Origin of the sequence: Actinomadura sp. WMMA1423 (genome assembly GCF_006547145.1) — a bacterium.
Lineage (GTDB): Bacteria > Actinomycetota > Actinomycetes > Streptosporangiales > Streptosporangiaceae > Spirillospora.
Genome location: NZ_CP041244.1, coordinates 68,209 through 90,106, shown reverse-complemented (window position 1 = coordinate 90,106; position 21,898 = coordinate 68,209). Strand labels below are relative to the sequence as shown.

Here is a 21,898-nt window from a genome sequence, read left to right as displayed (position 1 = left end):
AACGCCTGATTGTGCCACCGGCCACCGTCCCGCATAAGGCCTTCGCCCGTCCGGTGGCCGATGCCGGACTCGATCTGGAACGTCCGAGGCCCCCGCCCGGGACCGGCAGTGTTATTGACCATCTGCCAATAGGTGCGCGAGGATGGCCCGGCACGTTTGCGACCGCCGGGAGGCGCCGTGACCGCCACGTCCGAGACCATGACCGCCCGCCTCGCGGACCGCGACGTCCTGCGGAGCCTGGCGGCCGAACCGCTGGTCGGCCTCGCGGTCGGCAGGGCCCTGCTCATGCAGCTCGCCCACCCGGCCGTGGCGCGCGGCGTCGCCGAGCACAGCGACTTCGCCGACCGCCCGCTGGCCCGGCTCTTCGGCACCCTCGACTTCCTGCTCGTCGTCACCTTCGGCACGCCGGAGCAGGTGGAGCGCATCGCGGCGAAGGTCCGCGGCATCCACACGGCCGTGCGCGGCGAGGACTACTCCGGCAACGACCCGGCCCTGCAGCTGTGGGTCAACGCGACCCTCGTCGACTCGGCCCTGCACGTCTACGAGCACGTCATGGGGGGCGGCGACCCCGACCTGGCGGAGGCCTACTACCGGCAGTCGAGGGTCGTCGCCGAGGTGCTCGGCTGCCCGCTGGACTCGCAGCCGCCCGACCTCGCCGCCTTCCGCGCCTACATGGCCGGCGCGCTCGCCGAGCTGGAGGTCACGGGCACCGCGCGCGAGGTCGCCGACGCCGTCCTGCGGCCCCGGCGCCTGCGCGCCCTCTTCCCCGCGCTCGCCGTCTTCCGCCTCGTCACGGCCGCGCTCCTGCCCGAGGAGCTGAGGGACCGCTACGACCTGCCGTGGACCCCGGCCCGCAGGCGGGCGGCCGGCGCGCTCCTGCGGACCGCCGGCCTCACCTGCCGGCTGACCCCCGCGTGGCTGAGGCGCCCGCCGGAGCCCCTCCTGGTCCGGCTGGCCTCCCACCGCGTCGACCGCACCCTCTCGGCGCGGCGGGCCCGGCGCCGGGCCGCCTAGGCGACCGACGAGTAGGCGACGACGCCGCGCCGCATGGCGTCCATGGCGCGGCGGGCGGTCCTGCGGATGTGGCTGTTGGCCGGCGCGGCGTCGGTGACCTGCCCGAGCAGGTCGAGCAGCTGCTTGACGGCCCGCACGAAGTCCCCCGCGGTGAGGTCGCTCTCCAGCAGCACCTCGTCGAGCTCGTCGCCCTTGGCCCACCGGTACGCGGTCCAGGCGAAGCCGAGGTCGGGCTCGCGCAGGAACGAGACCCGGTTGTCGTGCTCGACGGCCTCCAGCTGGCCCCACAGCCGCACCATCGCGGCCAGCGCGTCCTGGGCGGGACCCGGGGGCGTGCGGGGCGGAGCGGCGTCGTCGGGCTGCCGCGACTCGTAGACGAGGGCGGACACGCACGCGGCCAGCTCGGCCGGGCCGAGCTTCTCCCACAGCCCCTCGCGCAGGCTCTCGGCGGTGAGCAGGTCGAGCTCGTTGTAGATGCGGCCGAGCCGGCGCCCCTCGGCGGTGACGGAGTCGCCGTCGAGGTAGCCGAGCTGCTGCAGGACGGCGCAGACGCGGTCGAACGTGCGGGCGATGACCTGGGAGCGGCCCTCGACGCGGCGCCGGAGCTGCTCGGTCTCGCGGTCCAGGCGGTGGTAGCGCTCCGCCCAGCGGGCGTGGTCCTCGCGCTTGTCGCAGCCGTGCACCGGGTGCCCGCGCAGCTCGGCGCGCAGCCGGGTGATCTCCGCGTCGTCGGTGGCGGGCGAGTCGCCGCGCGAGCGCCTGCGCTCGCGAACGTCGTCGGGGACCTTGTTGCGCAGCGTAGAGGCCAGGTCGCGGCGGTCCTGCGGGTTGCGTGGGCTGAACGACTTCGGGATGCGGAGCCGCTCGACGGGCTCGACGGCGCGCGGGAAGTCCTGGATCGAGAGCCGCTGCACGGACCGGTTCACGGTCAGCACGAGCGGCGCGGGCCCGTCGGAGCGGCGGCCGACGCCCGGGTCCAGGACGACGGCGAGGCCCGAGCGCCGCCCGGACGGGACGAGGATGACGTCGCCCGGCCGCAGCCGCTCCAGCGACCGGGCGGCCTCGGCGCGGCGGGCGCCCGCGCGCTCGCGCGACAGCTCCGACTCGCGGTCCGACAGCCGCCGCCGCATGGCGGCGTACTCCATGAAGTCGCCGAGGTGGCACTCTGCGGCCTTGGCGTAGCCCTGCAGGGCCTCCTCGTTCTTGTGGACCTGCCGGGCCAGGCCGACGACGGCGCGGTCGGCCTGGAACTGCGCGAACGACTCCTCCAGGAGCGTGCGGGCGCGCTCGACGCCGACGGCGCCGACCAGGTTGACGGCCATGTTGTAGGACGGCCGGAAGCTGGAGTTCAGCGGGTAGGTGCGGGTGCTCGCCAGGCCCGCCACGGACGCGGGCTCGACGTTCGGGCCCCACACCACGACGGCGTGGCCCTCGACGTCGATGCCCCGGCGGCCGGCGCGGCCGGTGAGCTGGGTGTACTCGCCCGGTGTGAGGTCGACGTGGGCCTCGCCGTTCCACTTGTCCAGCTTCTCGATCACCACCGTGCGGGCGGGCATGTTGATGCCGAGTGCGAGCGTCTCGGTGGCGAACACGGCCTTGATCAGCCCGCGGGTGAACAGCTCCTCGACGATCTCCTTGAACGTGGGGAGCATCCCGGCGTGGTGGGCGGCGACGCCGCGCTCCAGAGCCTCCCGGAAATCGCCGTAGCCGAGGATCCGCAGGTCCTCCGGCGCGATGTCGGCGGTACGCAGATCGGCGTGCGCGCGGATCTCCTCGGCCTCCTCCTTGGAGGTCAGCCGGATCCCCGCGTGCAGGCACTGCAGGACGGCGGCGTCGCAGCCGGCGCGGCTGAAGATGAACGTGATGGCCGGGAGCAGCCCGGCGCGGTCCAGCCGCTCGATCACGTCCGGCCTGGCGGGCGGCCGGAACCGCTGCGGGCGCGGGGCGCGGCGGCGCCCGGTGCGGCGCCCCTGGTTGACCTTGGCGCGCCGGACCTCCTCCACGGCCATGCGGGTCAGCTGCGGGTTCAGCCTGGCCTGCCGGTCCCTGCCCTTGCCGGTGTCGACGAACAGGTCGTACAGCCGCGTCCCCACCAGCATGTGCTGGAACAGCGGGACGGGGCGGTGCTCGTCCACGATCACCGCGGTGTCGCCGCGGACCTCGTGCAGCCACTCGCCGAACTCCTCGGCGTTGCTGACGGTCGCCGACAGCGCCACGATCCGCACCGAGTCCGGGACGTGGATGATCACTTCTTCCCAGACGGCGCCCCGGAACCGGTCGGCGAGGTAGTGCACCTCGTCCATCACGACGAACGCCAGCCCGGCGAGGGTCTGCGAGCCCGCGTACAGCATGTTCCGCAGGACCTCGGTCGTCATGACGACGATCGGGGCCTCCCCGTTGACGCTGTTGTCGCCGGTGAGCAGGCCCACCTTCTCCGGGCCGTACCGGCGGACGAGGTCGGCGTACTTCTGGTTCGACAGCGCCTTGATCGGCGTGGTGTAGAAGCACTTGGTGCCGCCGGTGAGGGCGAGGTGGACGGCGAACTCCCCCACCACCGTCTTGCCGGACCCGGTGGGGGCGGCGACCAGCACGCCGCTGCCCTCCTCCAGCGCCTGGCACGCCTCGAGCTGGAACGCGTCGAGTTCGAAGTCGTACAGCGTCCGGAAGTCGAGCAGGGCCGGGCCATGCCCCGCGGTGCGCCTGCGATAGGCGGCGTACCGCTGAGCCGGGGTCTCGCCGGCCGACGTGGTGTCGGGGGTGGTCATGTCTTCGAGCCTACGGTTTCGACCGGCCCGATACCCAATCAGCGGGACCCGAGCTGCGGGCCCGGTCAGCGGGCCCGGTCGCCCTTCTCCAGCTCGGCGTCGATCGACTCGAGGTCGAGGGGCGAGGCCTCGTCGTCGGACAGGCCCGCGTAGGGGTCGGGGCGGCGGGCGCGCCTGCGGTCGTTGAGGAAGGCCAGCAGCGCGGCGATCTCGAACAGCAGGACGGTAGGCAGCGCGAGCGCGAGCATCGTGAACGGGTCGGCGCTCGGCGTGGCGACCGCCGCGAAGACGAAGATGCCGAACAGGATGATCCGCTGGGACCGGCGGATCCGCGACGAGCTCAGCACGCCCGCCATGTTCAGCACGACCACGAACAGCGGGAGCTCGAACGTCAGGCCGAAGACCAGCAGCATCGTCAGCACGTAGCTGAGGTAGCTGTCAACCGTGATCAGGGGTTTGACGTCGTCGGCGACGAACCCGAGGAAGATCGCCAGGCCCTTGTCGACGGTCAGGTACGCCAGGGCGGTGCCGACGAAGAACAGCGGGACCGCGGCGCCGAGGAACACATAGGTCCAGCGCCGCTCGCGCTGGTACAGGCCGGGCGCCACGAACGCCCAGAGCTGGTAGAGCCAGAACGGCGCGGAGACGACCCCGCCGATGATGCAGGAGATCTTCAGCTTCAGGAAGAACGAGGAGAAGATCCCGTTGACGAACAGGGAGCACTCGTCCTTGTCGACCACGTGGGACTGGGGCAGCGAGCAGTACGGCTGCTTGAGGAAGTCCCACACCGGGTCGAACAGGAGCCAGCCGAGGACGGCGCCCACCGCGAACGCCAGCACGGCCTTGATCAGCCGGTTCCGCAGCTCACGGAGGTGGTCCATGAGGGGCATGCGGCCGTCGGGGGCGGCGTCGCGCCTGTTCAGCTTCATCGTCGGCATTCGGCTCGGGGGTCGGGGTGGACGGGGCGCGGGCCGGATCAGCCCTTGCGCGCCTGACCGGGGTCCGACACCGGGACGCCCTGGATCGGCTCGCCCGAGCCCAGAGCGCCGCGCTGGCGCTGCCCGCCCTCGCTCGCCGCCGCCTCGCGCTCCAGCCGGGCCGCCTCCTCGCGCAGCCGCGCCGCCTTCTCGCGGGCGTCCTCGCCCTGGGAGGCCGGCATGGTCTTGGCGGGACGGTCGGCGGGCGCGTCGTCATCGTCCTCGCGCAGGCCCTTGGTCTCGGCCTTCAGGATGCGCGCCGACTTGCCCAGCGACCGGGCCAGCTGGGGCAGCTTCGCCGACCCGAAGATCAGGACGACGACCAGCAGGATGATGAGCAGTTCGGGGGTCCCGATGTTCGGCATGGGCAATCCTCTTCAACAGGTGACACTCAGCACGATCGTACGCCGTCCCCGGGCGGTTGTGGCTACCGGCCGTCCTCGATCCGGGAGAGTTCATCGCGCAGTGCGGACCGTTTCGGCTCCAGCCGCCGCCGGGTGCGCTCCAGTTCACGTCCGAAACGCCGCACGCCGAGCCACACCTTGACCGCGCACCAGGCGAGCACGGCCAGGCCGACGAAACCGAGCGACACCGAAACCCAGACCCACGCCACGTCCGCCACGCTATCGGATCGCTCAGGCCAGGCCGTACCGGGCGAGCGCCCGCGCCGCGTCCTCCCGCACCCCGGCCGCCACCGCCTCCGGCGCCACGACGCGGCCCTGGTCGCCGAGCCGCAGCGCCAGGCCCCGCACCCAGCGGGCGTCCGGGGTGCGCAGGACGACCCTGAGCCGCCCCTCCCCCAGCTCCTCCACGCTCTCGCACGGGTAGTAGTCGGCGACCCACCGGCCGCGCGCGGACAGCTCCAGCGTGACCGCCTCGTCCTGCGGCGAGGGGCGGAAAAGGCCCGCGTCCACGTCGATGGGCTCCGCGTCGTCCGGCACCTCGGCGGGCACGTCGAGCACCGAGAGGTCGGCGATCCGGTCGAGCTTGAACAGCCGCACGCCCTCCGCCCGGCGGCACCAGCCCTCCAGATAGGTGTTGCCCTCCACGACCAGCAGCCGCATCGGGTCGACGTCGCGCTCGGTGTTCTCGTCCCGCGCGGGGACGTAGTAGGTCAGGTGGACGCGGCGGCCCGCCGCGATCGCGTCGCGCAGCGTCCCGACGGCGGTGCGGGCCGAGTCGGCCGACCCGCCCCGCGCGTCGACCTCCACGGCGACCTTGCTGGACACCGCCGCCGCGGCGCCGGCCGCGCTCTCCAGCTTGGCGATCACGCGGCTGAGCGCGTCGCGGTCGTCCAGGTCGGGGATGCCGGCCAGCATCCGCAGCGCCACCAGCAGCGCGCTCGCCTCGTCGACCTTCAGCCGCAGCGGCCGGGCGATCGACTCGGCCTCCGCGACCGTGATCTCCCCGCCCTCGTAGGACAGGTCGATCGGGCAGTAGGGGTCGGGCGCGCGCAGCTCCACGCACCACAGCAGGTTCAGGTCGTCGATCAGCTGCTTCTCGGTCACCCCGAACGCGGCGGCGGCCTCGCCGAGCATCACCGAGTCGCGGTTCACCACGTACGGGACGAGCGCCAGCAGGCGCGCGAGCCTGTCCGTGGACGTCGTCGCCGCCGGTCTCGCCGCCGCCTTCGCGGCCGTCCTCGACGTCATCGGCCCTCGGTCCCCCCATGCTCGCCGTGCCCGGCCGCCGGGTGCGGACCGGTCGCCGCCAGCACCGACTTCAGGTGCTGGATCACCGCCTCGCGCAGGTCCGGCGGGTCGAGCACAACCACGTCGTCGGCGAACCGCGCCAGGTAGGGCGCGAAGCGGTCGACGTCGCGGAAGGTCAGGACCGCCTCGTCCCACTCGCCGTCCCAGGCCGGCTCCTCGACCGGGCGGACCTCGCGCGCCCACCGCCTCGGCCCCTGCGCCGCGCCCCGCCGCAGCCGGACGGCCGCCGGGCGCGGCTCGCCGAGCGGCTCGCTCCAGTCGAAGGCGATGCGCCGCACGTCGACGCCGTCCGGCACCGTGACCGAGCCGGGCGGCCCGTCGGGCGCGACGTCGCCGACGATGCGGCTCAGCCGGAACACCCGCTGCTCGTCGCGGTCGCGGTCGAACCCGACCACGTACCAGCGGCCCCGCCGGCTCACCACGCCCCACGGGTCGAGGTGGCGGCGCGCCACCGACGTCCGCCCGATGCCCTGGTAGTCGAACGCGACGGGGCGGCCGTCGCGCACCGCCTCCCACAGGGCGGGGAAGGACGGGTCCTGGGTGTTCACCCGCGGCTCGATGCCCGCGGCGGTGGTCACGTCGGTCTCCACGCCCGCCGCGCGCAGCTTCAGCAGCGCCCCCGAGGCCGCCTCGGCCATGCTGGCGCGCTGCCACACCCGCGCCGCGAGGCCGAGCACCGCCGCCTCGTCGGGCGTCAGGTGGATGTCGGGCAGCTCGTAGGCCTGCGGGGGGATCCGGTAGCCGATCTCCTCGCCGCCGCCGCCCTGCTGGTCGCTGCCGACCTCCAGCGGGACGCCGAGCTCGCGCAGCTCCTCCTTGTCCCGCTCGAACATGCGCTTGAAGGCCTCGCCCGAGTCGGGGTAGCCGGGCACCGCCCGGCGGATCTGCTCGGCCGTCAGATAGCGCCGGGTGGCGAGCAGGCAGACCACCAGGTTCAGCAGCCGCTCGGTCTTGCGCCGCGACACTTCGCCACCACCTCGTTCCCTCCGTGAGCCCCGAACCCCGTCCGGCGTTCCGATCGTCCCCACGTGCCGTCGTGCAGGACGCTACCGTTTCCCGGTGTGATCCGATGGCGCAAAGGCACAGTTGAGGACATCCGCCGCGAATGGCCGGGGGCGGTCGAGCTGGACGTCTCGATCGGGGGCGACGGGACGCACCGGGCCCTGGCCTACCCCGCCCTGGTGGGGAGGCCCGAGCCCGGCGACACCGTCCTGCTCAACACTACGGCCTTGGCGATGGGTCTCGGGACCGGCGGCTACGCCATGGTCGTCGCCGTCCCGGACCGGCTCCCGCCCGACCCGGAGGGGCCCGGCCACCTGGTCAAGGCCCGCTACACCCCGCTCCAGGCCACCGTCCTCGGCGCCGACGAGCAGGACTCCCCCCACCACGCGGCCCTGCGCGACGCCGACTCGCTGGACGGCATGCCCGTGGTCGTCGCCGACCTGCACTCGGCGCTGCCGCCGATCCTGGCCGCCCTGCTGGCCGGGCGCCCGGACGCCCGGGTCGTCTACGTCATGCCGGACGGCGGGGCGCTGCCGGCGTGGTTCTCGATGTCGATCGCCCGGCTGAAGGACGCCGGGGCCCTCGCCGCGACCGTCACCGTGGGGCAGGCGTTCGGCGGCGACCTGGAGGCCGTCACCGTCCACACCGGCCTGCTGGCCGCGCGGCTCGTCCTGGAGGCCGACGTCGCCGTCCTCGCCCAGGGGCCGGGCAACCTGGGGACGGGCACCAAGTGGGGTTTCTCGGGCGTCTCGGCGGGCGAGGCCGTCAACGCCGCGTCGGTGCTGGGCGGGCGGCCGGTGGGTTCGCTGCGGGTCAGCGAGGGCGACCGGCGCGAGCGCCACATCGGCGTCTCGCACCACTCCGTCACCGCCTACGGCCGCGTGGCGCTGGCCGCCGCCGACATCCCCGTCCCCGAGCTCGGCGGGCCCTTCGGCGCCCGGGTCGCCGCCGAGGCCGCGCCGCTCGGCGACCGGCACCGGCTCGTCCCCGTCGCCGTGGACGGCCTCCACGAGGCCCTCAGGGCCGCCGAGAAGGACTGGGGCGTCCGGCTGTCCACCATGGGGCGCCGCCTCGACGAGGACCTCCCCTACTTCCTCACGGCCGCCGCCGCGGGCCGCCACACGGCCGCCCTGCTCGGCTGAGGCTCACAGCGCCGCGGGCTCGGCGCCGCCGACCCTCTCGGCATCCTCGGCCTCCTCGGCGGTGAAGGACGAGGCGAACGTGAACGCCCGCGGCGACGGGCCGTCCGCCTCCAGCAGCGCGAGGCGCTCCATGGCCTCGCCGACCGTCGGGACGCGGCCCGCCGGCACCCACCACAGGACGAGATGCGCGTCCACGTGCCGCTGGAACCACTCGCGGCGGCGCCGCATCGTCTCCAGGTGGCCGCTGCGGTAGACGAAGTCCCACAGCGCCTCCGCCGACTCCCAGACCGAGAAGTTGACGATCACGTCGTCGCCGGCCGGGCGCAGCCCGGTGGCGTCGGCCTCCCCCTCCTCTACCAACCGCCAGACGAACCCCGGCGTGCCGTCGGCGAGCGCGTTGACGGGCTCCACGAGCGCGAGGAAGTCGGCCATGCGCGGGTCGTCGAGGGGGTATCGGAGCGTGCCGACGTTGAACTGGGCGAGGTGGTACCGGGTCCGGGTGCTCATGGGCCCACCCCACCACGCGTCCCTTTTCTATGTCAATGCTCATCGTTTTTAGAAGGGGCGGCCGCCACGCAGCACCAGCCGGGCCGCGGATCCATCCGGACCCGGACCGGCGAGCCCTCCACGAGGCCTTCGAGAAGGGCCAGGTTCATCCCGCACACCAGCGGAGGGAACTGCTCGGCGACGGCATGGAAGGGGCAGTTGCGCATGCGCAGGACGCCGGCCTCGTCGTCCATGACGGGCTCGTAGCCCCGGTCGGCGAGCGTCTTCGCCAGATCGTCCAGGTCGCCGCAGGGACCTCTCCTGCCGCGCAGGGCCCTGCCCTGGCGGCGGGCCGCGTCCTGGAGCTCCATGTCCAGCCCGGCGGTCTCGGCGGCCTCGGCCAGCAGGCCCGCCGCCGTGCGGTAGTCGCGGGCGGGCACCGACACGCCCCGCTCGGCCGGCGACCGCCGGTACACCTTCGCCGGGCGCCCCGCCCCGGGGCCCGACCGGCCCGTCAGGCGCCTGCTGGCCGCCTCCAGGAGCCCGGCGTCGACCAGCTTGTCCAGATGGAAGGCCGCCAGCGTCCGGGCCACGCCGACCGCCTCGGCCGCCTCGCCCCGGCCCACGTCGCGGCCCTGCGCCGCGACGAACTCGTAGAGCCGCCGCCGCAGCGGATCCTGGAGCAGCGCGATCGCCTCGATGTCCTCCATCCCGCCATTCTAAGAACAACGGGGGTACGACTTAGAGGACCGGCGGGCGGCTCCGGCTCAGTGCGCGCCCAGCAGGTCGACGACGAACACCAGCGTGTCGTTCCCCTTGATCCCGAACTGCGGCAGGCCCTTCGCCCCGTACCCGAGGGACGGCGGCACCACCAGCAGCACCCGGCTGCCCACCGGTCGGCCGACCAGGCCCTGGTCCCAGCCCGCCATCACCTGGCCGGTCCCGATCATCGCCGCGAACGGGTGGCCCTGCGACCAGGACGAGTTGAACACCTTGCCGTCGCGCCAGAAGTACCCGCCGTACTGCAGCGCCACCAGCTGGCCCTTGCGCACGACCGGGCCGTCGCCCTTGACCAGGGTCTGCGCCTGGAGCCTCTTCGGCGGCGCCGTGCGCGGCATCGTCACCGCCGGGGCCTGGCCCGCCGCCGCGTCCGCCACCCTCGGCAGCCCGGCCTGGGCGGCCGGCGCCTGCCGCGCGCCGTGCGGGCCCGCCGTCCGCGGGTACACCGCGCGGACGTCCAGGACGTACACCAGCGTGTCGTCACCGCCGACCTGGTGCTTCGGGTCGCCCTCGCCGCCGAAGCCGTCCTTCGGCGGGATCCGGGTCACCACCCGCGATCCCGGCCGCACCCCGTCGAACGCCTTGGCCAGGCCCGGCACGAGCTGGCCGGTCGGGAACGCGCCCGGCTCGCCCTTGGAGTAGCTGCTGGCCAGCAGCTTGCGCCCGCCCTTGTTCCACCGGTAGCCGACGTAGTCGGCCACGACGAGGTCGCCCTTGCGCGCCGCCGTGCCCTTGCCCTCCTTGACGGTCTTCACCGCGAAGGAGTCGCCGGGCTCCCCCTTGGGGAACTTCACCTGCGGCAGCTTCCCGAAGGCCCCGCTCACCTCGACGCCGACGCCGCCGCCCGAGCAGGCGGCCGACAGCGCGAGCGGCACGGCGAGCACGGCGGCCGCGGGCAGGAACCGAAGACGACGGCGCATAGGGAGTCCTTCGGGGGGTGGTGAGCGCTACTGCGCGCTCACCCTACCGCCCGGGTGACCTACCGGTAACCTGCCGTGCGCGTGTCGCCGCGCCCGCGCCGCACCGGCCTCCCGCCGCCCTCGCCTCCCGCGCTCACATGCCCGCGATGAGCTTGTCCACGCGCTCGTCGACGGACCGGAACGGGTCCTTGCACAGCACCGTGCGCTGCGCCTGGTCGTTCAGCTTCAGATGGACCCAGTCGACCGTGAAGTCGCGCCGCTTCTCCTGCGCCTTGCGGATGAACTCGCCCCGCAGCCGGGCCCGCGTGGTCTGCGGGGGCACCGACTTGGCCTCGAAGATGTCGAGGTCGCGCGACACCCGGTCGACCGACCCGCGCTTCTCCAGCAGGTAGTACAGGCCGCGGTCGCGGTGCACGTCGTGGTAGGTGAGGTCGAGCTGGGCCACGCGCGGCGACGACAGCGGCAGGTCGTACTTGCGCCGGTACCGCTCGATCAGCTTGTACTTGATCACCCAGTCGATCTCGCGGGACACCAGGTCCAGGTCGCCGGTCTCCACCGCGCGCAGCGTCCGCTCCCACAGCTCCAGCACCCGCTTGGCCGTCGCGTCGCCGCCCCGGGCGTCCACGAAGTCGCGGGCCTTGGTGTAGTACTCCTTCTGGATCTCCAGCGAGCTCGCCTCGCGGCCGTTGGCCAGCCGCACCTTGCGGCGCCCCGTCATGTCGTGGCTGACCTCGCGGATCGCCCGGATGGGGTTCTCCAGGGTGAGGTCGCGCATCACCACCCCGGCCTCGATCATCCGCAGCACCAGGTCGGTCGCCCCGACCTTCAGCAGCATCGTCGTCTCGCTCATGTTCGAGTCGCCGACGATCACGTGCAGGCGGCGGAACCGCTCGGCGTCCGCGTGCGGCTCGTCGCGGGTGTTGATGATCGGACGGGACCGCGTCGTCGCCGACGACACGCCCTCCCAGATGTGCTCGGCCCGCTGCGACACGCAGTAGACCGCGCCGCGCGGGGTCTGCAGGACCTTGCCGGCGCCGCAGATGATCTGCCGCGTCACCAGGTACGGGATGAGCACGTCCGCCAGCCGCCCGAACTCGCCGTGCCGCCCCACCAGGTAGTTCTCGTGGCAGCCGTAGGAGTTCCCGGCCGAGTCGGTGTTGTTCTTGAACAGGTAGATGTCGCCGGCGATGCCCTCCTCGCGGAGCCGCCGCTCGGCGTCGACCAGCAGCCCCTCCAGGATCCGTTCGCCCGCCTTGTCATGGGTCACGAGGTCGACGACGCTGTCGCACTCCGGCGTCGCGTACTCCGGGTGGCTCCCCACGTCCAGGTAGAGCCGGGCCCCGTTGCGTAGGAACACGTTGCTGCTGCGGCCCCACGACACGACCCTGCGGAACAGATAGCGCGCCACCTCGTCCGGTGACAACCGCCGCTGCCCGCGGAAGGTGCAGGTGACGCCGTACTCGTTCTCAAGCCCGAAGATGCGCCTGTCCACACCAAGACCCTATGCGGCGCGGCCGTCACTTGGCAGTCTCTCGACCCACCGTTTCCGGTGAACCCGGCCGCCGCCCCGCGAGCCGCCCGCGACCGCCCGGCACGCCGCGGGCCCGCGGGGCGGGCGGCCGTGGCCGCCCGCCCCGCGGGCCCGTCCGCGTCCGGCGGGCGCCTCCCGGCGCCGCGCCGGGGGCGCGGTATGCGCGTCAGTCCTCGTCAGCCCCGGTGCCGGCGGAGCCCCCGGCGTCCTCGTCGTCCGCCGCGCCGCCCGAGGTGATGCCCGGCCCCGAGCCCTCCGCCGCCAGCAGGTCGCCGATACGCGCGGCCGACAGCCGCTTGAACAGACGGTGCTCGCGGTTGCGGTCCAGCACCGCGACCTCCAGCGACGTCGCCTCCAGGTGGCGGTCGGAGTCCTGGGCCTCCAGGGCCCGCACCGCCGTGCGCAGCGCGTCCTCCAGCGAGGAGCCCTCCCGGTAGCCGTCCTTCAGCGATTGCGCCACCGCCTCGGCCTGCCCGCCCATGGCGACGTAGCCGTGCTCGTCGGCGACCGAGCCGTCGAACGTCAGCCGGTAGATCTGGTCGGTCTCGGCGTCCTCCCCCACCTCCGCGACGACCAACTCGACCTCGTACGGCTTGTTGGTCTCGGTGAAGATCGTCCCGAGCGACTGGGCGTACACGTTCGCCAGGCCCCGCGCCGTCACGTCCCGGCGGTCGTACTGGTAGCCGTTGATGTCGGCGTAGCGGACGCCCCCGAGCCGCAGGTTCTCGAACTCGTTGTACTTCCCCACCGCCGCGAACGCGATCCGGTCGTAGATCTCGCTGATCTTGTGCAGCGCCCGCGACGGGTTGTCCGCCACGAACAGGATGCCGTCGTCGTACTGCAGCACCACGACACTGCGGCCGCGCGCGATCCCCTTGCGCGCGTAGTCCGCCTTGTCCTTCATCTGCTGTTCGGGCGACACGTAGAACGGCATGGACACCGGTCTGGATCCCTTCTATCGCAGCGGGGCGGTCGGGCCGCCCGGCGAGTCGTAACGTCCGTCGACGACGGCCTGCGCCAGCGCGCCCACCTCGTCCTCGCCGAGCCGGCGGTACCCGTCCTGCGTCACCGACGCCACCACGGGGAAGATCCGGCGGGTCAGGTCGGGGCCGCCCGTCGCCGAGTCGTCGTCGGCCGCGTCGTAGAGCGACTGGACGCACGCCAGCGCCGCGTCCTGCGCCGACAGGTCCGGCCGGTAGAGCTTCTTCAGGGCGCCCCGCGCGAAGACCGAGCCCGAGCCGATCGAGTGGAAGTCGCGCTCCTCGTAGCGGCCGCCCGCGGGGTCGTAGGAGAAGATCCGCCCCTCGTTCCGCTCCTCGTCGTAGCCCGCGAACAGCGGCACGACCGCCAGGCCCTGCATCGCCATCCCGAGGTTCTGCCGCACCATCGTCGCCAGGCGGTTCGCCTTGCCCTCGACCGACAGCGTCCGGCCCTCGCGCTTCTCGTAGTGCTCCAGCTCCACCTGGAACAGCCGGACCATCTCGATCCCGATGCCGGCGGTGCCCGCGATCGCGATCGCGGAGAACTCGTCGGCCCGGAAGACCTTCTCGATGTCGCGCTGCGCGATGACGTTGCCCGCCGTCGCCCGCCGGTCGCCCGCCATCACCACCCCGCCGGGGAAGGCGACCGCGACGATCGTCGTCCCGTGCGGGATGTCCTCGCCCGCCCGCGACGCCGGCGGCGTCCGCCTGCCGGGCAGCAGGTCCGGGGAGTACGCCCCGAGGAACTCCGTGAACGACGACGTATCCGGGCTCGCGAACAACCCCGGCAGACGTCCGGTGTGCGAATCGTGGGACGCCACGCGACTCCCTTCCCCTCCACCATGGCGCCGGCTTGGATGATCTCACCGGCGCGGACTCTACGACCCTACTGTTCAAGGTCGCCCGCGCGCATGCCGCCCGATCACCGGTCCGGTCAGCCCACGGCGAACCCGGCGCGGCGCCGCGCGGGCCGCGCCGCCGGCCCCGGACGCACGAACATGGGCGGGCCGCCTCGGCCCACCCATGTCCCATGTCGTCACTGCCGTGTCAGGTCGGAGTTCCGCCCCCGGGGAAACGGCGATTCGCTATGCGGCCGAGCCGCTGGAATCAGGGGTCACTGCCCGCCCTTTTGGATATAGGCGCGGACGAAGTCTTCGGCGTTCTCTTCCAGCACCTCGTCTATTTCGTCCAGGATCGAGTCCACGTCGTCGGTGAGCTTCTCCTGGCGCTCCTGCACGTCCTCGGTGGTCGTGGCCTCGGTCTCCTCGACCTCTTCCGTGCGCCGGGTGGTCTGCTTCTGACCGCCGGTGTCCTTCGTGGCCATTTCCTACCTCCGCTCTGCCGGTGCCTCCGACCCTATCTCCGATCTTCGACGGCGCGCGGAACTCTCGGCTCCGTTTCGCCGCCTCCGGCCGGGGACCGGGGGCATGCTCGGGTTATCGCCGGTCCGCGCCCCAGCGAAACGGGCAAACCGGCCAGTAAACAGGGCGGCCGCCGTCGCGGCACGTCAGCGGGCCGCCCCCACTCGATAGTCCCGCTATCCAACAGGTGGGCGAGCGGATCCCTCCGGGGCGCTCATTTCGCCCGTGCCGCGGGTTCAGCCCTGGCCGGTGAGGGTGGCCACGAGGTCGGCGGCGGTGCGGCAGCGGTCCAGGAGGGCGCCCACGTGCTGCTTGGTGCCGCGCAGGGGCTCCAGGGTGGGGACGCGCTGCAGCGACTCGCGGCCGGGGACGTCGAAGATGACCGAGTCCCAGGAGGCCGCGGCGACCGAATCGGCGTACTGGCGCAGGCAGCGCCCGCGGAAATAGGCCCGCGTGTCCTCGGGCGGGTCCTCGACGGCGGCCTGGACCTGCTCCTCGGTGACCACCCGCTCGACGCGGCCGCGATCCACCAGGCGGTTGTACAGGCCCTTGTCGGGCCGGATGTCGGTGTACTGCAGGTCGACGAGCTGCAGGCGCGGGTGGGACCAGTCGAGCCCGTCCCGGCTGCGGTAGCCCTCCAGCAGGGACAGCTTGGCGACCCAGTCGAGCTCCCTGGACAGCTGCATCGGGTCGTCGCCGAGGCGGTGCAGGACGGACTCCCAGCGGTCCAGCACGTCCCTGGTCATCTCGTCGACGTCGGAGCCGAACCGGTCCTCGACGTACTTGCGCGACTGCTCCAGGTACTCCATCTGGAGCTGGACCGCGGTCATCTTGCGCCCGTCGCGCAGCGTGAGCAGGTGCTTGCAGGACGGGTCGTGGGAGACGGCGCGGAGCGCGGCGACGGGCATGTCGACCGACAGGTCGACGGTGAGGAAGCCGTCCTCGATCATGGCGAGGACGAGCGAGGTGGTGCCGAGCTTGAGGTAGGTGGACAGCTCGGCCATGTTGGCGTCGCCGATGATGACGTGCAGCCGCCGGTACTTCTCGGGGTCGGCGTGCGGCTCGTCGCGGGTGTTGATGATCGGCCGCTTGAGCGTGGTCTCCAGCCCGACCTCGACCTCGAAGAAGTCGGCGCGCTGGCTGATCTGGAAGCCGTCGCCGCGGCCGTCCACGCCGATGCCGACGCGGCCGGCGCCGCAGACGACCTGGCGGGAGACGAAGAACGGGGTGAGGTGCCGGACGATGTCGGCGAAGGGCGTCTCGCGGCGCATGAGGTAGTTCTCATGGCAGCCGTAGGAAGCGCCCTTGTTGTCGGTGTTGTTCTTGTAGAGCTGGATGGGGTGGGTGCCGGGGACGAGCGCGGCGCGCCGCGCGGCGTCGGCCATCACGCGCTCGCCCGCCTTGTCCCAGAGGACGGCGTCGAGCGGGTTGGTGCACTCGGGCGCCGAGTACTCGGGGTGCGCGTGGTCGACGTACAGCCGCGCGCCGTTGGTGAGGATGACGTTGGCGAGGCCGAGGTCCTCGTCGGTGAGCTGCGTGGGGTCGGCCACCTCGCGGGCCAGGTCGAAGCCGCGGGCGTCGCGGAGGGGGTTCTCCTCCTCGAAGTCCCAGCGGGCCCTGCGGGCCCGTGCCGCCGACGCCGCCAGGTAGGCGTTGACGACCTGGGAGGAGGTCACCATCGCGTTGGCCCCTGGCTGTCCGGGTACGGAGATGCCGTACTCGGTCTCGATGCCCATCACCCGCCGAACACTCATATCGTCGAGCCTATCGGGGCCGGGAGAGTGGAGCCATGGGGCCCGCTGCCAACGGCGGGCGTGGCGCGGCGCGCCCGTGCGGCGGCCCCTGCCGGCAGGGGCCGCCGCACGCGTGCGTCAGGGTCGGGGGCTACAGGTACTGGCCGGTGTTGGCGACGGTGTCGATGGAGCGTCCGGCCTCGGCGCCCTTGGTCCCGGAGACGAGCGTGCGGATGTAGACGATCCGCTCGCCCTTCTTGCCGGAGATGCGGGCCCAGTCGTCGGGGTTGGTGGTGTTGGGCAGGTCCTCGTTCTCGCTGAACTCGTCGACGCAGGCGGCCAGCAGGTGGCTGACCCGCATGCCCTTCTGGCCGGTGTCGAGGAACTGCTTGATGGCCATCTTCTTGGCGCGGTCGACGATGTTCTGGATCATCGCGCCGGAGTTGAAGTCCTTGAAGTACAGGACCTCCTTGTCACCGTTGGCGTAGGTGACCTCCAGGAAGCGGTTCTCCTCGCTCTCGGTGTACATGCGCTCGACGGTGCGCTGGATCATCGCCTCGACGGTGGCCTCGGACGATCCGCCGTGCTCCTTGACGTCGTCGGGGTGCAGCGGCAGCCCGTCGAGGATGTACTTGGAGAAGATGTCCTTGGCCGCCTCGGCGTCCGGCCGCTCGATCTTGATCTTGACGTCGAGCCGGCCGGGGCGCAGGATCGCGGGGTCGATCATGTCCTCGCGGTTGGACGCGCCGATCACGATGACGTTCTCCAGCCCCTCGACGCCGTCGATCTCGCTGAGCAGCTGGGGGACGATGGTGTTCTCGACGTCGGAGGAGACCCCGGACCCGCGGGTGCGGAAGATGGAGTCCATCTCGTCGAAGAACACGATGACCGGGGTCCCGGCGGAGGCCTTCTCGCGGGCCCGCTGGAAGACCAGGCGGATGTGCCGCTCGGTCTCGCCGACGTACTTGTTCAGCAGCTCGGGGCCCTTGATGTTCAGGAAGAAGCTCTTGCCCTCCTGGCCCGTCTTCTCCGCGACCTGCTTGGCGAGCGAGTTGGCGACGGCCTTGGCGATGAGCGTCTTGCCGCAGCCGGGCGGGCCGTAGAGCAGGACGCCCTTGGGCGGCCGGAGCTGGTGCTCGCGGAACAGGTCGGCGTGCAGGTAGGGCAGCTCCACGGCGTCGCGGATCATCTCGATCTGCGATCCGAGGCCGCCGATCTCGTCGTAGGAGATGTCGGGGACCTCTTCGAGGACGAGCTCCTCGACCTCCGCCTTGTGGATCTTCTCGTAGACGTAGCCGGACCTCGGCTCGAGCATGAGGGAGTCGCCCGCCCGCAGGGCCACGCCGCGCAGCGGCTCGGCCAGCTTGACGATGCGCTCCTCGTCGGCGTGCGCGATGACCAGGGCGCGCTCGCCGTCGTCGAACAGCTCCTTGAGCATGACGACCTCGCCCTGCTCTTCGAACTTCAGCGCCTCGACGACGTTCAGGGCCTCGTTGAGCATGACCTCCTGGCCGCGCTGCAGATCCTCGATCTCGACGGCCGGGCTGACGTTCACGCGGAGCTTGCGCCCCCCGGTGAAGATGTCGACCGTCCCGTCGTCGCGGGCGTCCAGGAAGACGCCGAACCCGGAGGGTGGTTGTGCGAGCCTGTCGACCTCCTCCTTGAGCGCCACGATCTGTTCGCGAGCCTCTTTGAGGGTCGCTACGAGACGCTCGTTCTGACCGGTTACGGCGGCCAGGTTGGCCTGTGCCTCATGGAGGCGTTCTTCCAGCACACGTACTTGGCGCGGGGATTCCGCGAGCTTGCGGCGCAGCACGGAGATCTCCTCCTCCAGGAAGGAGATCTGCGTCTGGAGGTCCTTGACCTCCTTTTCGTGCTGCGCCCTGCGCGCCCCAGCATCGTCACGAGCGGCCACGCCCCGCCACCTCCTCACGAAGAGAGCCGACGACCTACTGAGACCCTACCTATCTGGAGGGCTTCCGTAACCTGCCCATTCGGTGTTCGTGTCGTGCGGGGGTCTTCCGGGAGGGTTGGCAGGGGTCCCGTGGAGGTACCGCGGGGCGGGGGCTTACGACCCCTGGACCTGCGGGTTCGGGGCACCGGGCGTGTCGTGGCACGGCGTTTGCCGAGTCCGGTGGATGGGCTCCGGCCGAATGTGATCTAGGCCTCTGCGGGGCCGTCCGGCGCGGCGCCGCCCGCGGGCGCGGCCTCGCCGGGGGCGGGGCGGGCGCCCTTGGCCGGACGCCGGCGGCGGGCGGGCGGGGTGACGCCGTCGGCCAGCCGCCGGGCGGTGACGAGGAAGCCGGTGTGGCCCACCATGCGGTGGTCGGGGCGGACGGCGAGCCCGTCGACGTGCCAGGAGCGCAGCATCGTCTCGAAGGCGTAGGGTTCGGCGAACCGGCCGTGGGAGCGCAGGTCCTCGACGACGCGCGACATCTGGGTGGTGGTGGCGACGTAGGCGCAGACCATGCCGCCCGGGACGAGGGCCTTGGCGACGGCGTCGAGGGTCTCCCAGGGGGCGAGCATGTCGAGGACGACGCGGTCGACGTCGCTCTCGGCGATCGCGTCCTCCAGGGAGCCGACGGTGAGGCGCCAGGCGGGGTGGGGCCCGCCGAAGAACTTCTCGACGTTGGCCCGCGCGATGTCGGCGAAGTCGGGCCGGCGCTCGTAGGACGACACGACGCCGTGCTCCCCGACGGCGCGCAGCAGGAAGCAGGTCAGGGCCCCGGACCCGGCGCCGGCCTCGACGACGCGGGCGCCGGGGAAGATGTCGGCCATCGCGACGATCTGGGCGGCGTCCTTGGGGTAGACCACGGCGGCGCCGCGCGGCATGCGGAGGGTGAAGTCGGCGAGCAGGGGGCGGAAGGCCAGGTACTCGGTGCCGCCGCTGGAGCGGAAGACGCTCCCCTCGGGGCTGCCGATCATCTCGTCGTGCGGGACCGACCCCTTGTGCGAGTGGTAGACCTTGCCGGGCTGGAGGGTGATGGTGTTGATCCGGCCCTTGGGGTCGGTGAGCTGAACCTGGTCGCCGGGGCGGAAGGGGCCGTGCGGGATGCGGCCGGGCGACGGTGCGGAGCCGTTCGGCTGGGGTTCGCTCATGGAGGTCAAGGCTAGCGGCGGGCGCGGGCAGGTCGGTCCGCCGCGAGGGCGGGCGCGGGCCGGTCAGATCCCGGTGAAGGCGCGGTCGACGTCGGCGACCGCGAGGACGCCGTAGACGCCGCCGCCGGGCTCGACGAGCAGGTACTCCGAGGCGGGCGCGCGGCGCAGCGCCTCGACGAGGTCCTCGCCGGAGATGTCGGCGGGCAGGGTGAGGCCGTCGTCGACGCCGCGCGACAGGTCGCCGGCGCTGACCCACGGGCGGCGGTGCTCGGGGGTGGCGGTGACGGCCTTCTCGCTGACGAGGCCGAGGGGCCTGCCGTCGTGGTCGGCGATGACGATGGCGCCGGCGTGGTCCTCGCGGGCGCGGCGGACGGCCTCGGCGAGCGGGACGTCGGGGGTCACCAGGGTGGCGCGGCGGGCCAGGCGCCGCGCCGACAGCAGCGGGATGCGGTCGCGGACGCGCTCGGCGCGGATGGACTGCGTGGCGCCCACCCAGATGAAGGAGGCGACGAGGGCCGACCAGAGCAGGGCGAGCCAGCCGATGCCGCCGCCCTCGCCGGTGTCGTAGGTGGCGAGGTAGGCGCCGGCGACCAGGCAGGCGATGGCGACGCCGCGGCCCACCCAGCCCGCGAAGACGGCGCCGTTGCGGCTGCGGCCGGTGACCTTCCAGACGACGGCGCGCACCAGGCGGCCGCCGTCGAGCGGGAGGCCGGGCAGGAGGTTGAACAGGCCGACCAGCAGGTTGGCGAAGGTGAGCGCCTCGACGAGCAGCAGCGCGACGTCCGGCATCGGCACGACGGCGTGGGCGAGCAGGCCGAGCCCGGCGAGGACGAGGTTGACCAGGGGCCCGGCGAAGGCGATCAGGAACTCGCGGCCGGGGGTGGGGGCCTCGCGCTCGATGGAGGTCTCCCCGCCGAGGATGTGGAGGGTGACGGAGCGGACCGGGAGCCCGAAGGCACGGGCGGTGACGGCGTGGCTCAGCTCGTGGACGAACACCGAGCCGTACAGCAGGACGGCGTAGGTGAAGGCGACCAGGTAGCTCAGCGGGCGGTCGACGACGCCGTCGACCTGGCCCTCGAACATCACGGTGACGAGGGCCGCGACCAGGAACCAGCTGGGCGAGACGTAGACGGGCACGCCGAACAGCCGGCCCATGAGGAGGCCGGGGCGGCCGGTGCGGTCGTCGTCGGGCCCGGAGCCGCCGGCCGGGGTCCTGTCCTCGGTCGGGGGCGCGCTTTGTGTCACGCCCCCGATGCTACGGCCCCGGCGGCGCCGTCCGACCGCGGGCGCCGCCGCGCCCGACGCGCCCCCCGGCGGATACGGCGGCGGGCACGGCGGCGGATGCGGGATTTCCGTCGGCGGTGTCGCCTAGTGTGCTGTGCCATGACGACGACCGAGACGGGCAGCACCGAGGCGGGCGGCAGGGCGTCCGTCCCGTCCGTGCGCACGGCGGACGAGGGCGGCGGCGCGGGGGACGCGGTGGTGGTCGGGTCGTTGTCGCCGTCGCGTGCGGGCGATTTCATGACATGCCCGCTGCTGTACCGGTTCCGGGTGATCGACAAGATCCCGGAGCGGCCCAGCGCGGCGGCCGTGCGGGGGACGCTGGTGCACGCGGTGCTGGAGCGGCTGTTCGACCTGCCGACCGGGGCGCGCACGCCCGAGGCGGCGCTGGAGATGCTGGCCCCCGAGTGGGACCGGCTGCTCGAGGCCGAGCCGGAGCTGGCCGGGCTGTTCGAGGACGGCGACGCCGGCGACGCCGAGCACGCGCAGTGGCTGGAGCAGGCGCGGCGGATGGTGGAGCGCTACTTCACCCTCGAGGACCCGCGCCGCCTGGAGCCGGCCGAGCGCGAGCTGTTCGTGGAGACGGTGCTCGACTCGGGTCTGAAGCTGCGCGGGTACATCGACCGGGTGGACGTGGCGCCCAGCGGCGACGTGCGCATCGTCGACTACAAGACCGGCACGGCGCCGCGGGCCGACTTCGAGGCGCGCGCGCTGTTCCAGATGAAGTTCTACGCGCTGGTGCTGTGGCGGCTGCGCGGCCGGGTGCCGCGGCTGTTGCAGCTGATGTACCTGGGCAACGGCGAGGTCCTGCGCTACGAGCCGGACGAGGCCGACCTGCGCGCCACCCAGCGCAAGGTCGAGGCGCTGTGGCAGGCCATCCGGCGGGCGATGGAGACCGGCGAGTGGCGGGCGCGCACGGGCCGGCTGTGCGACTGGTGCGACCACAAGGAGCGCTGCCCGGAGTTCGGCGGCACTCCCCCGCCGCTGCCCGCGGCGCCGGTGGACCGCCCCTCCCCCGCCGACCTCGAGGGCGCCGGGACCGGGGCGCCCGCGGGGGTCGGCCCGCGGGAGCACGACGACCTCTAGAGGCCCCCCGGCGCGGCCGGGTCATCCTT

General features: G+C 72.9%; 20 protein-coding genes. 3 read left to right on the top strand and 17 right to left on the bottom strand.

From position 1 onward, the window contains the following. Positions 1-177: 177 nt before the first annotated feature. Positions 178-1,014, top strand: a complete 837-nt coding sequence (locus FKD65_RS00420; protein WP_240809911.1) for an oxygenase MpaB family protein — start codon at positions 178-180, stop codon at positions 1,012-1,014. Here FKD65_RS00420 and FKD65_RS00415 read toward each other — a convergent pair. From FKD65_RS00415 to FKD65_RS43860, 6 genes are all read right to left on the bottom strand, one after another. Next, entirely contained in the window at positions 1,011-3,779 is a 2,769-nt protein-coding gene (locus FKD65_RS00415; protein ID WP_141575087.1) for an RNA helicase, read from the bottom strand. The genes FKD65_RS00420 and FKD65_RS00415 overlap by 4 nt on opposite strands. 65 nt (positions 3,780-3,844) lie before the next feature. After that, a complete protein-coding gene (gene tatC, locus FKD65_RS00410; RefSeq protein WP_141575085.1) occupies positions 3,845-4,708 on the bottom strand; it encodes a twin-arginine translocase subunit TatC in 864 nt (287 codons plus the stop codon). Between the two features lie 47 nt (positions 4,709-4,755). Beyond that, positions 4,756-5,121, bottom strand: a complete 366-nt coding sequence (gene tatA, locus FKD65_RS00405; protein ID WP_141575083.1) for a Sec-independent protein translocase subunit TatA — start codon at positions 5,119-5,121, stop codon at positions 4,756-4,758. A 62-nt stretch (positions 5,122-5,183) separates the two neighbouring features. Further along, on the bottom strand, positions 5,184-5,369 hold the full coding sequence (locus tag FKD65_RS00400; RefSeq protein ID WP_240809910.1) for a hypothetical protein: 186 nt from the start codon (positions 5,367-5,369) through the stop codon (positions 5,184-5,186). Positions 5,370-5,391: 22 nt separating this feature from the next. Next, positions 5,392-6,408, bottom strand: a complete 1,017-nt coding sequence (locus FKD65_RS43865) for a YafY family protein (RefSeq protein WP_168220897.1) — start codon at positions 6,406-6,408, stop codon at positions 5,392-5,394. Next, entirely contained in the window at positions 6,405-7,433 is a 1,029-nt protein-coding gene (locus tag FKD65_RS43860) for a YafY family protein (protein ID WP_168220896.1), read from the bottom strand. Before FKD65_RS43860 ends, FKD65_RS43865 begins: the two co-directional genes overlap by 4 nt. A 96-nt stretch (positions 7,434-7,529) precedes the next feature. Here FKD65_RS43860 and FKD65_RS00390 point away from each other — a divergent pair, with 96 nt between their 5' ends. Continuing rightward, positions 7,530-8,612, top strand: coding sequence for a DUF3866 family protein (locus tag FKD65_RS00390; RefSeq protein WP_141575078.1), 1,083 nt, complete (start codon positions 7,530-7,532; stop codon positions 8,610-8,612). A gap of 3 nt (positions 8,613-8,615) precedes the next feature. On the opposite strand, the gene FKD65_RS00385 is transcribed toward FKD65_RS00390, so the two are convergent. From FKD65_RS00385 to FKD65_RS00335, 11 genes are all read right to left on the bottom strand, one after another. Beyond that, positions 8,616-9,119, bottom strand: a complete 504-nt coding sequence (locus FKD65_RS00385) for a DUF3291 domain-containing protein (protein ID WP_141575076.1) — start codon at positions 9,117-9,119, stop codon at positions 8,616-8,618. A 32-nt stretch (positions 9,120-9,151) separates the two neighbouring features. Further along, on the bottom strand, positions 9,152-9,808 hold the full coding sequence (locus FKD65_RS00380; RefSeq protein WP_141575074.1) for a metalloregulator ArsR/SmtB family transcription factor: 657 nt from the start codon (positions 9,806-9,808) through the stop codon (positions 9,152-9,154). A gap of 57 nt (positions 9,809-9,865) precedes the next feature. Continuing rightward, on the bottom strand, positions 9,866-10,798 hold the full coding sequence (locus FKD65_RS00375) for an FKBP-type peptidyl-prolyl cis-trans isomerase (protein ID WP_141575072.1): 933 nt from the start codon (positions 10,796-10,798) through the stop codon (positions 9,866-9,868). Between the two features lie 133 nt (positions 10,799-10,931). Next, complete coding sequence (pafA, locus tag FKD65_RS00370; protein WP_141575070.1) at positions 10,932-12,290, bottom strand: Pup--protein ligase; 1,359 nt, start codon at positions 12,288-12,290, stop codon at positions 10,932-10,934. 205 nt (positions 12,291-12,495) lie between these two features. Then, a complete protein-coding gene (gene prcA / locus FKD65_RS00365) occupies positions 12,496-13,263 on the bottom strand; it encodes a proteasome subunit alpha (protein ID WP_205718763.1) in 768 nt (255 codons plus the stop codon). Positions 13,264-13,284: 21 nt separating this feature from the next. Next, the gene (prcB, locus tag FKD65_RS00360) at positions 13,285-14,130 is read right to left on the bottom strand and encodes a proteasome subunit beta (protein WP_141575066.1); all 846 of its coding nucleotides are present in this window, start codon (positions 14,128-14,130) and stop codon (positions 13,285-13,287) included. Positions 14,131-14,423: 293 nt separating this feature from the next. After that, the gene (locus FKD65_RS00355; protein WP_021593619.1) at positions 14,424-14,633 is read right to left on the bottom strand and encodes a ubiquitin-like protein Pup; all 210 of its coding nucleotides are present in this window, start codon (positions 14,631-14,633) and stop codon (positions 14,424-14,426) included. A gap of 273 nt (positions 14,634-14,906) precedes the next feature. Further along, positions 14,907-16,424, bottom strand: a complete 1,518-nt coding sequence (gene dop / locus FKD65_RS00350) for a depupylase/deamidase Dop (protein ID WP_141575063.1) — start codon at positions 16,422-16,424, stop codon at positions 14,907-14,909. 130 nt (positions 16,425-16,554) lie between these two features. Next, entirely contained in the window at positions 16,555-18,318 is a 1,764-nt protein-coding gene (arc, locus tag FKD65_RS00345) for a proteasome ATPase (protein WP_141575060.1), read from the bottom strand. 245 nt (positions 18,319-18,563) lie between these two features. After that, positions 18,564-19,502: a tRNA (adenine-N1)-methyltransferase gene (locus FKD65_RS00340; protein WP_141575058.1), complete on the bottom strand. Its 939-nt coding sequence runs from the start codon at positions 19,500-19,502 to the stop codon at positions 18,564-18,566. Positions 19,503-19,565: 63 nt separating this feature from the next. Beyond that, complete coding sequence (locus tag FKD65_RS00335) at positions 19,566-20,747, bottom strand: site-2 protease family protein (protein WP_240809909.1); 1,182 nt, start codon at positions 20,745-20,747, stop codon at positions 19,566-19,568. Between the two features lie 138 nt (positions 20,748-20,885). Between FKD65_RS00335 and FKD65_RS00330 the strand changes: the two genes are divergently transcribed. After that, entirely contained in the window at positions 20,886-21,869 is a 984-nt protein-coding gene (locus tag FKD65_RS00330; protein WP_141575056.1) for a PD-(D/E)XK nuclease family protein, read from the top strand. The last annotated feature ends 29 nt before the right edge of the window (positions 21,870-21,898 follow it).

Coding starts and splice junctions, on each gene's coding strand:
- FKD65_RS00355 (WP_021593619.1), bottom strand. CDS start 14,633: ATGGCCACGAAGGACACCGGCGGTCAGAAGCAGACCACCCGGCGCACG.
- FKD65_RS00375 (WP_141575072.1), bottom strand. CDS start 10,798: ATGCGCCGTCGTCTTCGGTTCCTGCCCGCGGCCGCCGTGCTCGCCGTG.
- FKD65_RS00385 (WP_141575076.1), bottom strand. CDS start 9,119: ATGAGCACCCGGACCCGGTACCACCTCGCCCAGTTCAACGTCGGCACG.
- FKD65_RS00415 (WP_141575087.1), bottom strand. CDS start 3,779: ATGACCACCCCCGACACCACGTCGGCCGGCGAGACCCCGGCTCAGCGG.
- tatA (WP_141575083.1), bottom strand. CDS start 5,121: ATGCCGAACATCGGGACCCCCGAACTGCTCATCATCCTGCTGGTCGTC.
- prcA (WP_205718763.1), bottom strand. CDS start 13,263: ATGCCGTTCTACGTGTCGCCCGAACAGCAGATGAAGGACAAGGCGGAC.
- FKD65_RS00330 (WP_141575056.1), top strand. CDS start 20,886: ATGACGACGACCGAGACGGGCAGCACCGAGGCGGGCGGCAGGGCGTCC.
- dop (WP_141575063.1), bottom strand. CDS start 16,424: ATGAGTGTTCGGCGGGTGATGGGCATCGAGACCGAGTACGGCATCTCC.
- FKD65_RS43865 (WP_168220897.1), bottom strand. CDS start 6,408: ATGACGTCGAGGACGGCCGCGAAGGCGGCGGCGAGACCGGCGGCGACG.
- tatC (WP_141575085.1), bottom strand. CDS start 4,708: ATGAAGCTGAACAGGCGCGACGCCGCCCCCGACGGCCGCATGCCCCTC.
- FKD65_RS00340 (WP_141575058.1), bottom strand. CDS start 19,502: ATGAGCGAACCCCAGCCGAACGGCTCCGCACCGTCGCCCGGCCGCATC.
- FKD65_RS00380 (WP_141575074.1), bottom strand. CDS start 9,808: ATGGAGGACATCGAGGCGATCGCGCTGCTCCAGGATCCGCTGCGGCGG.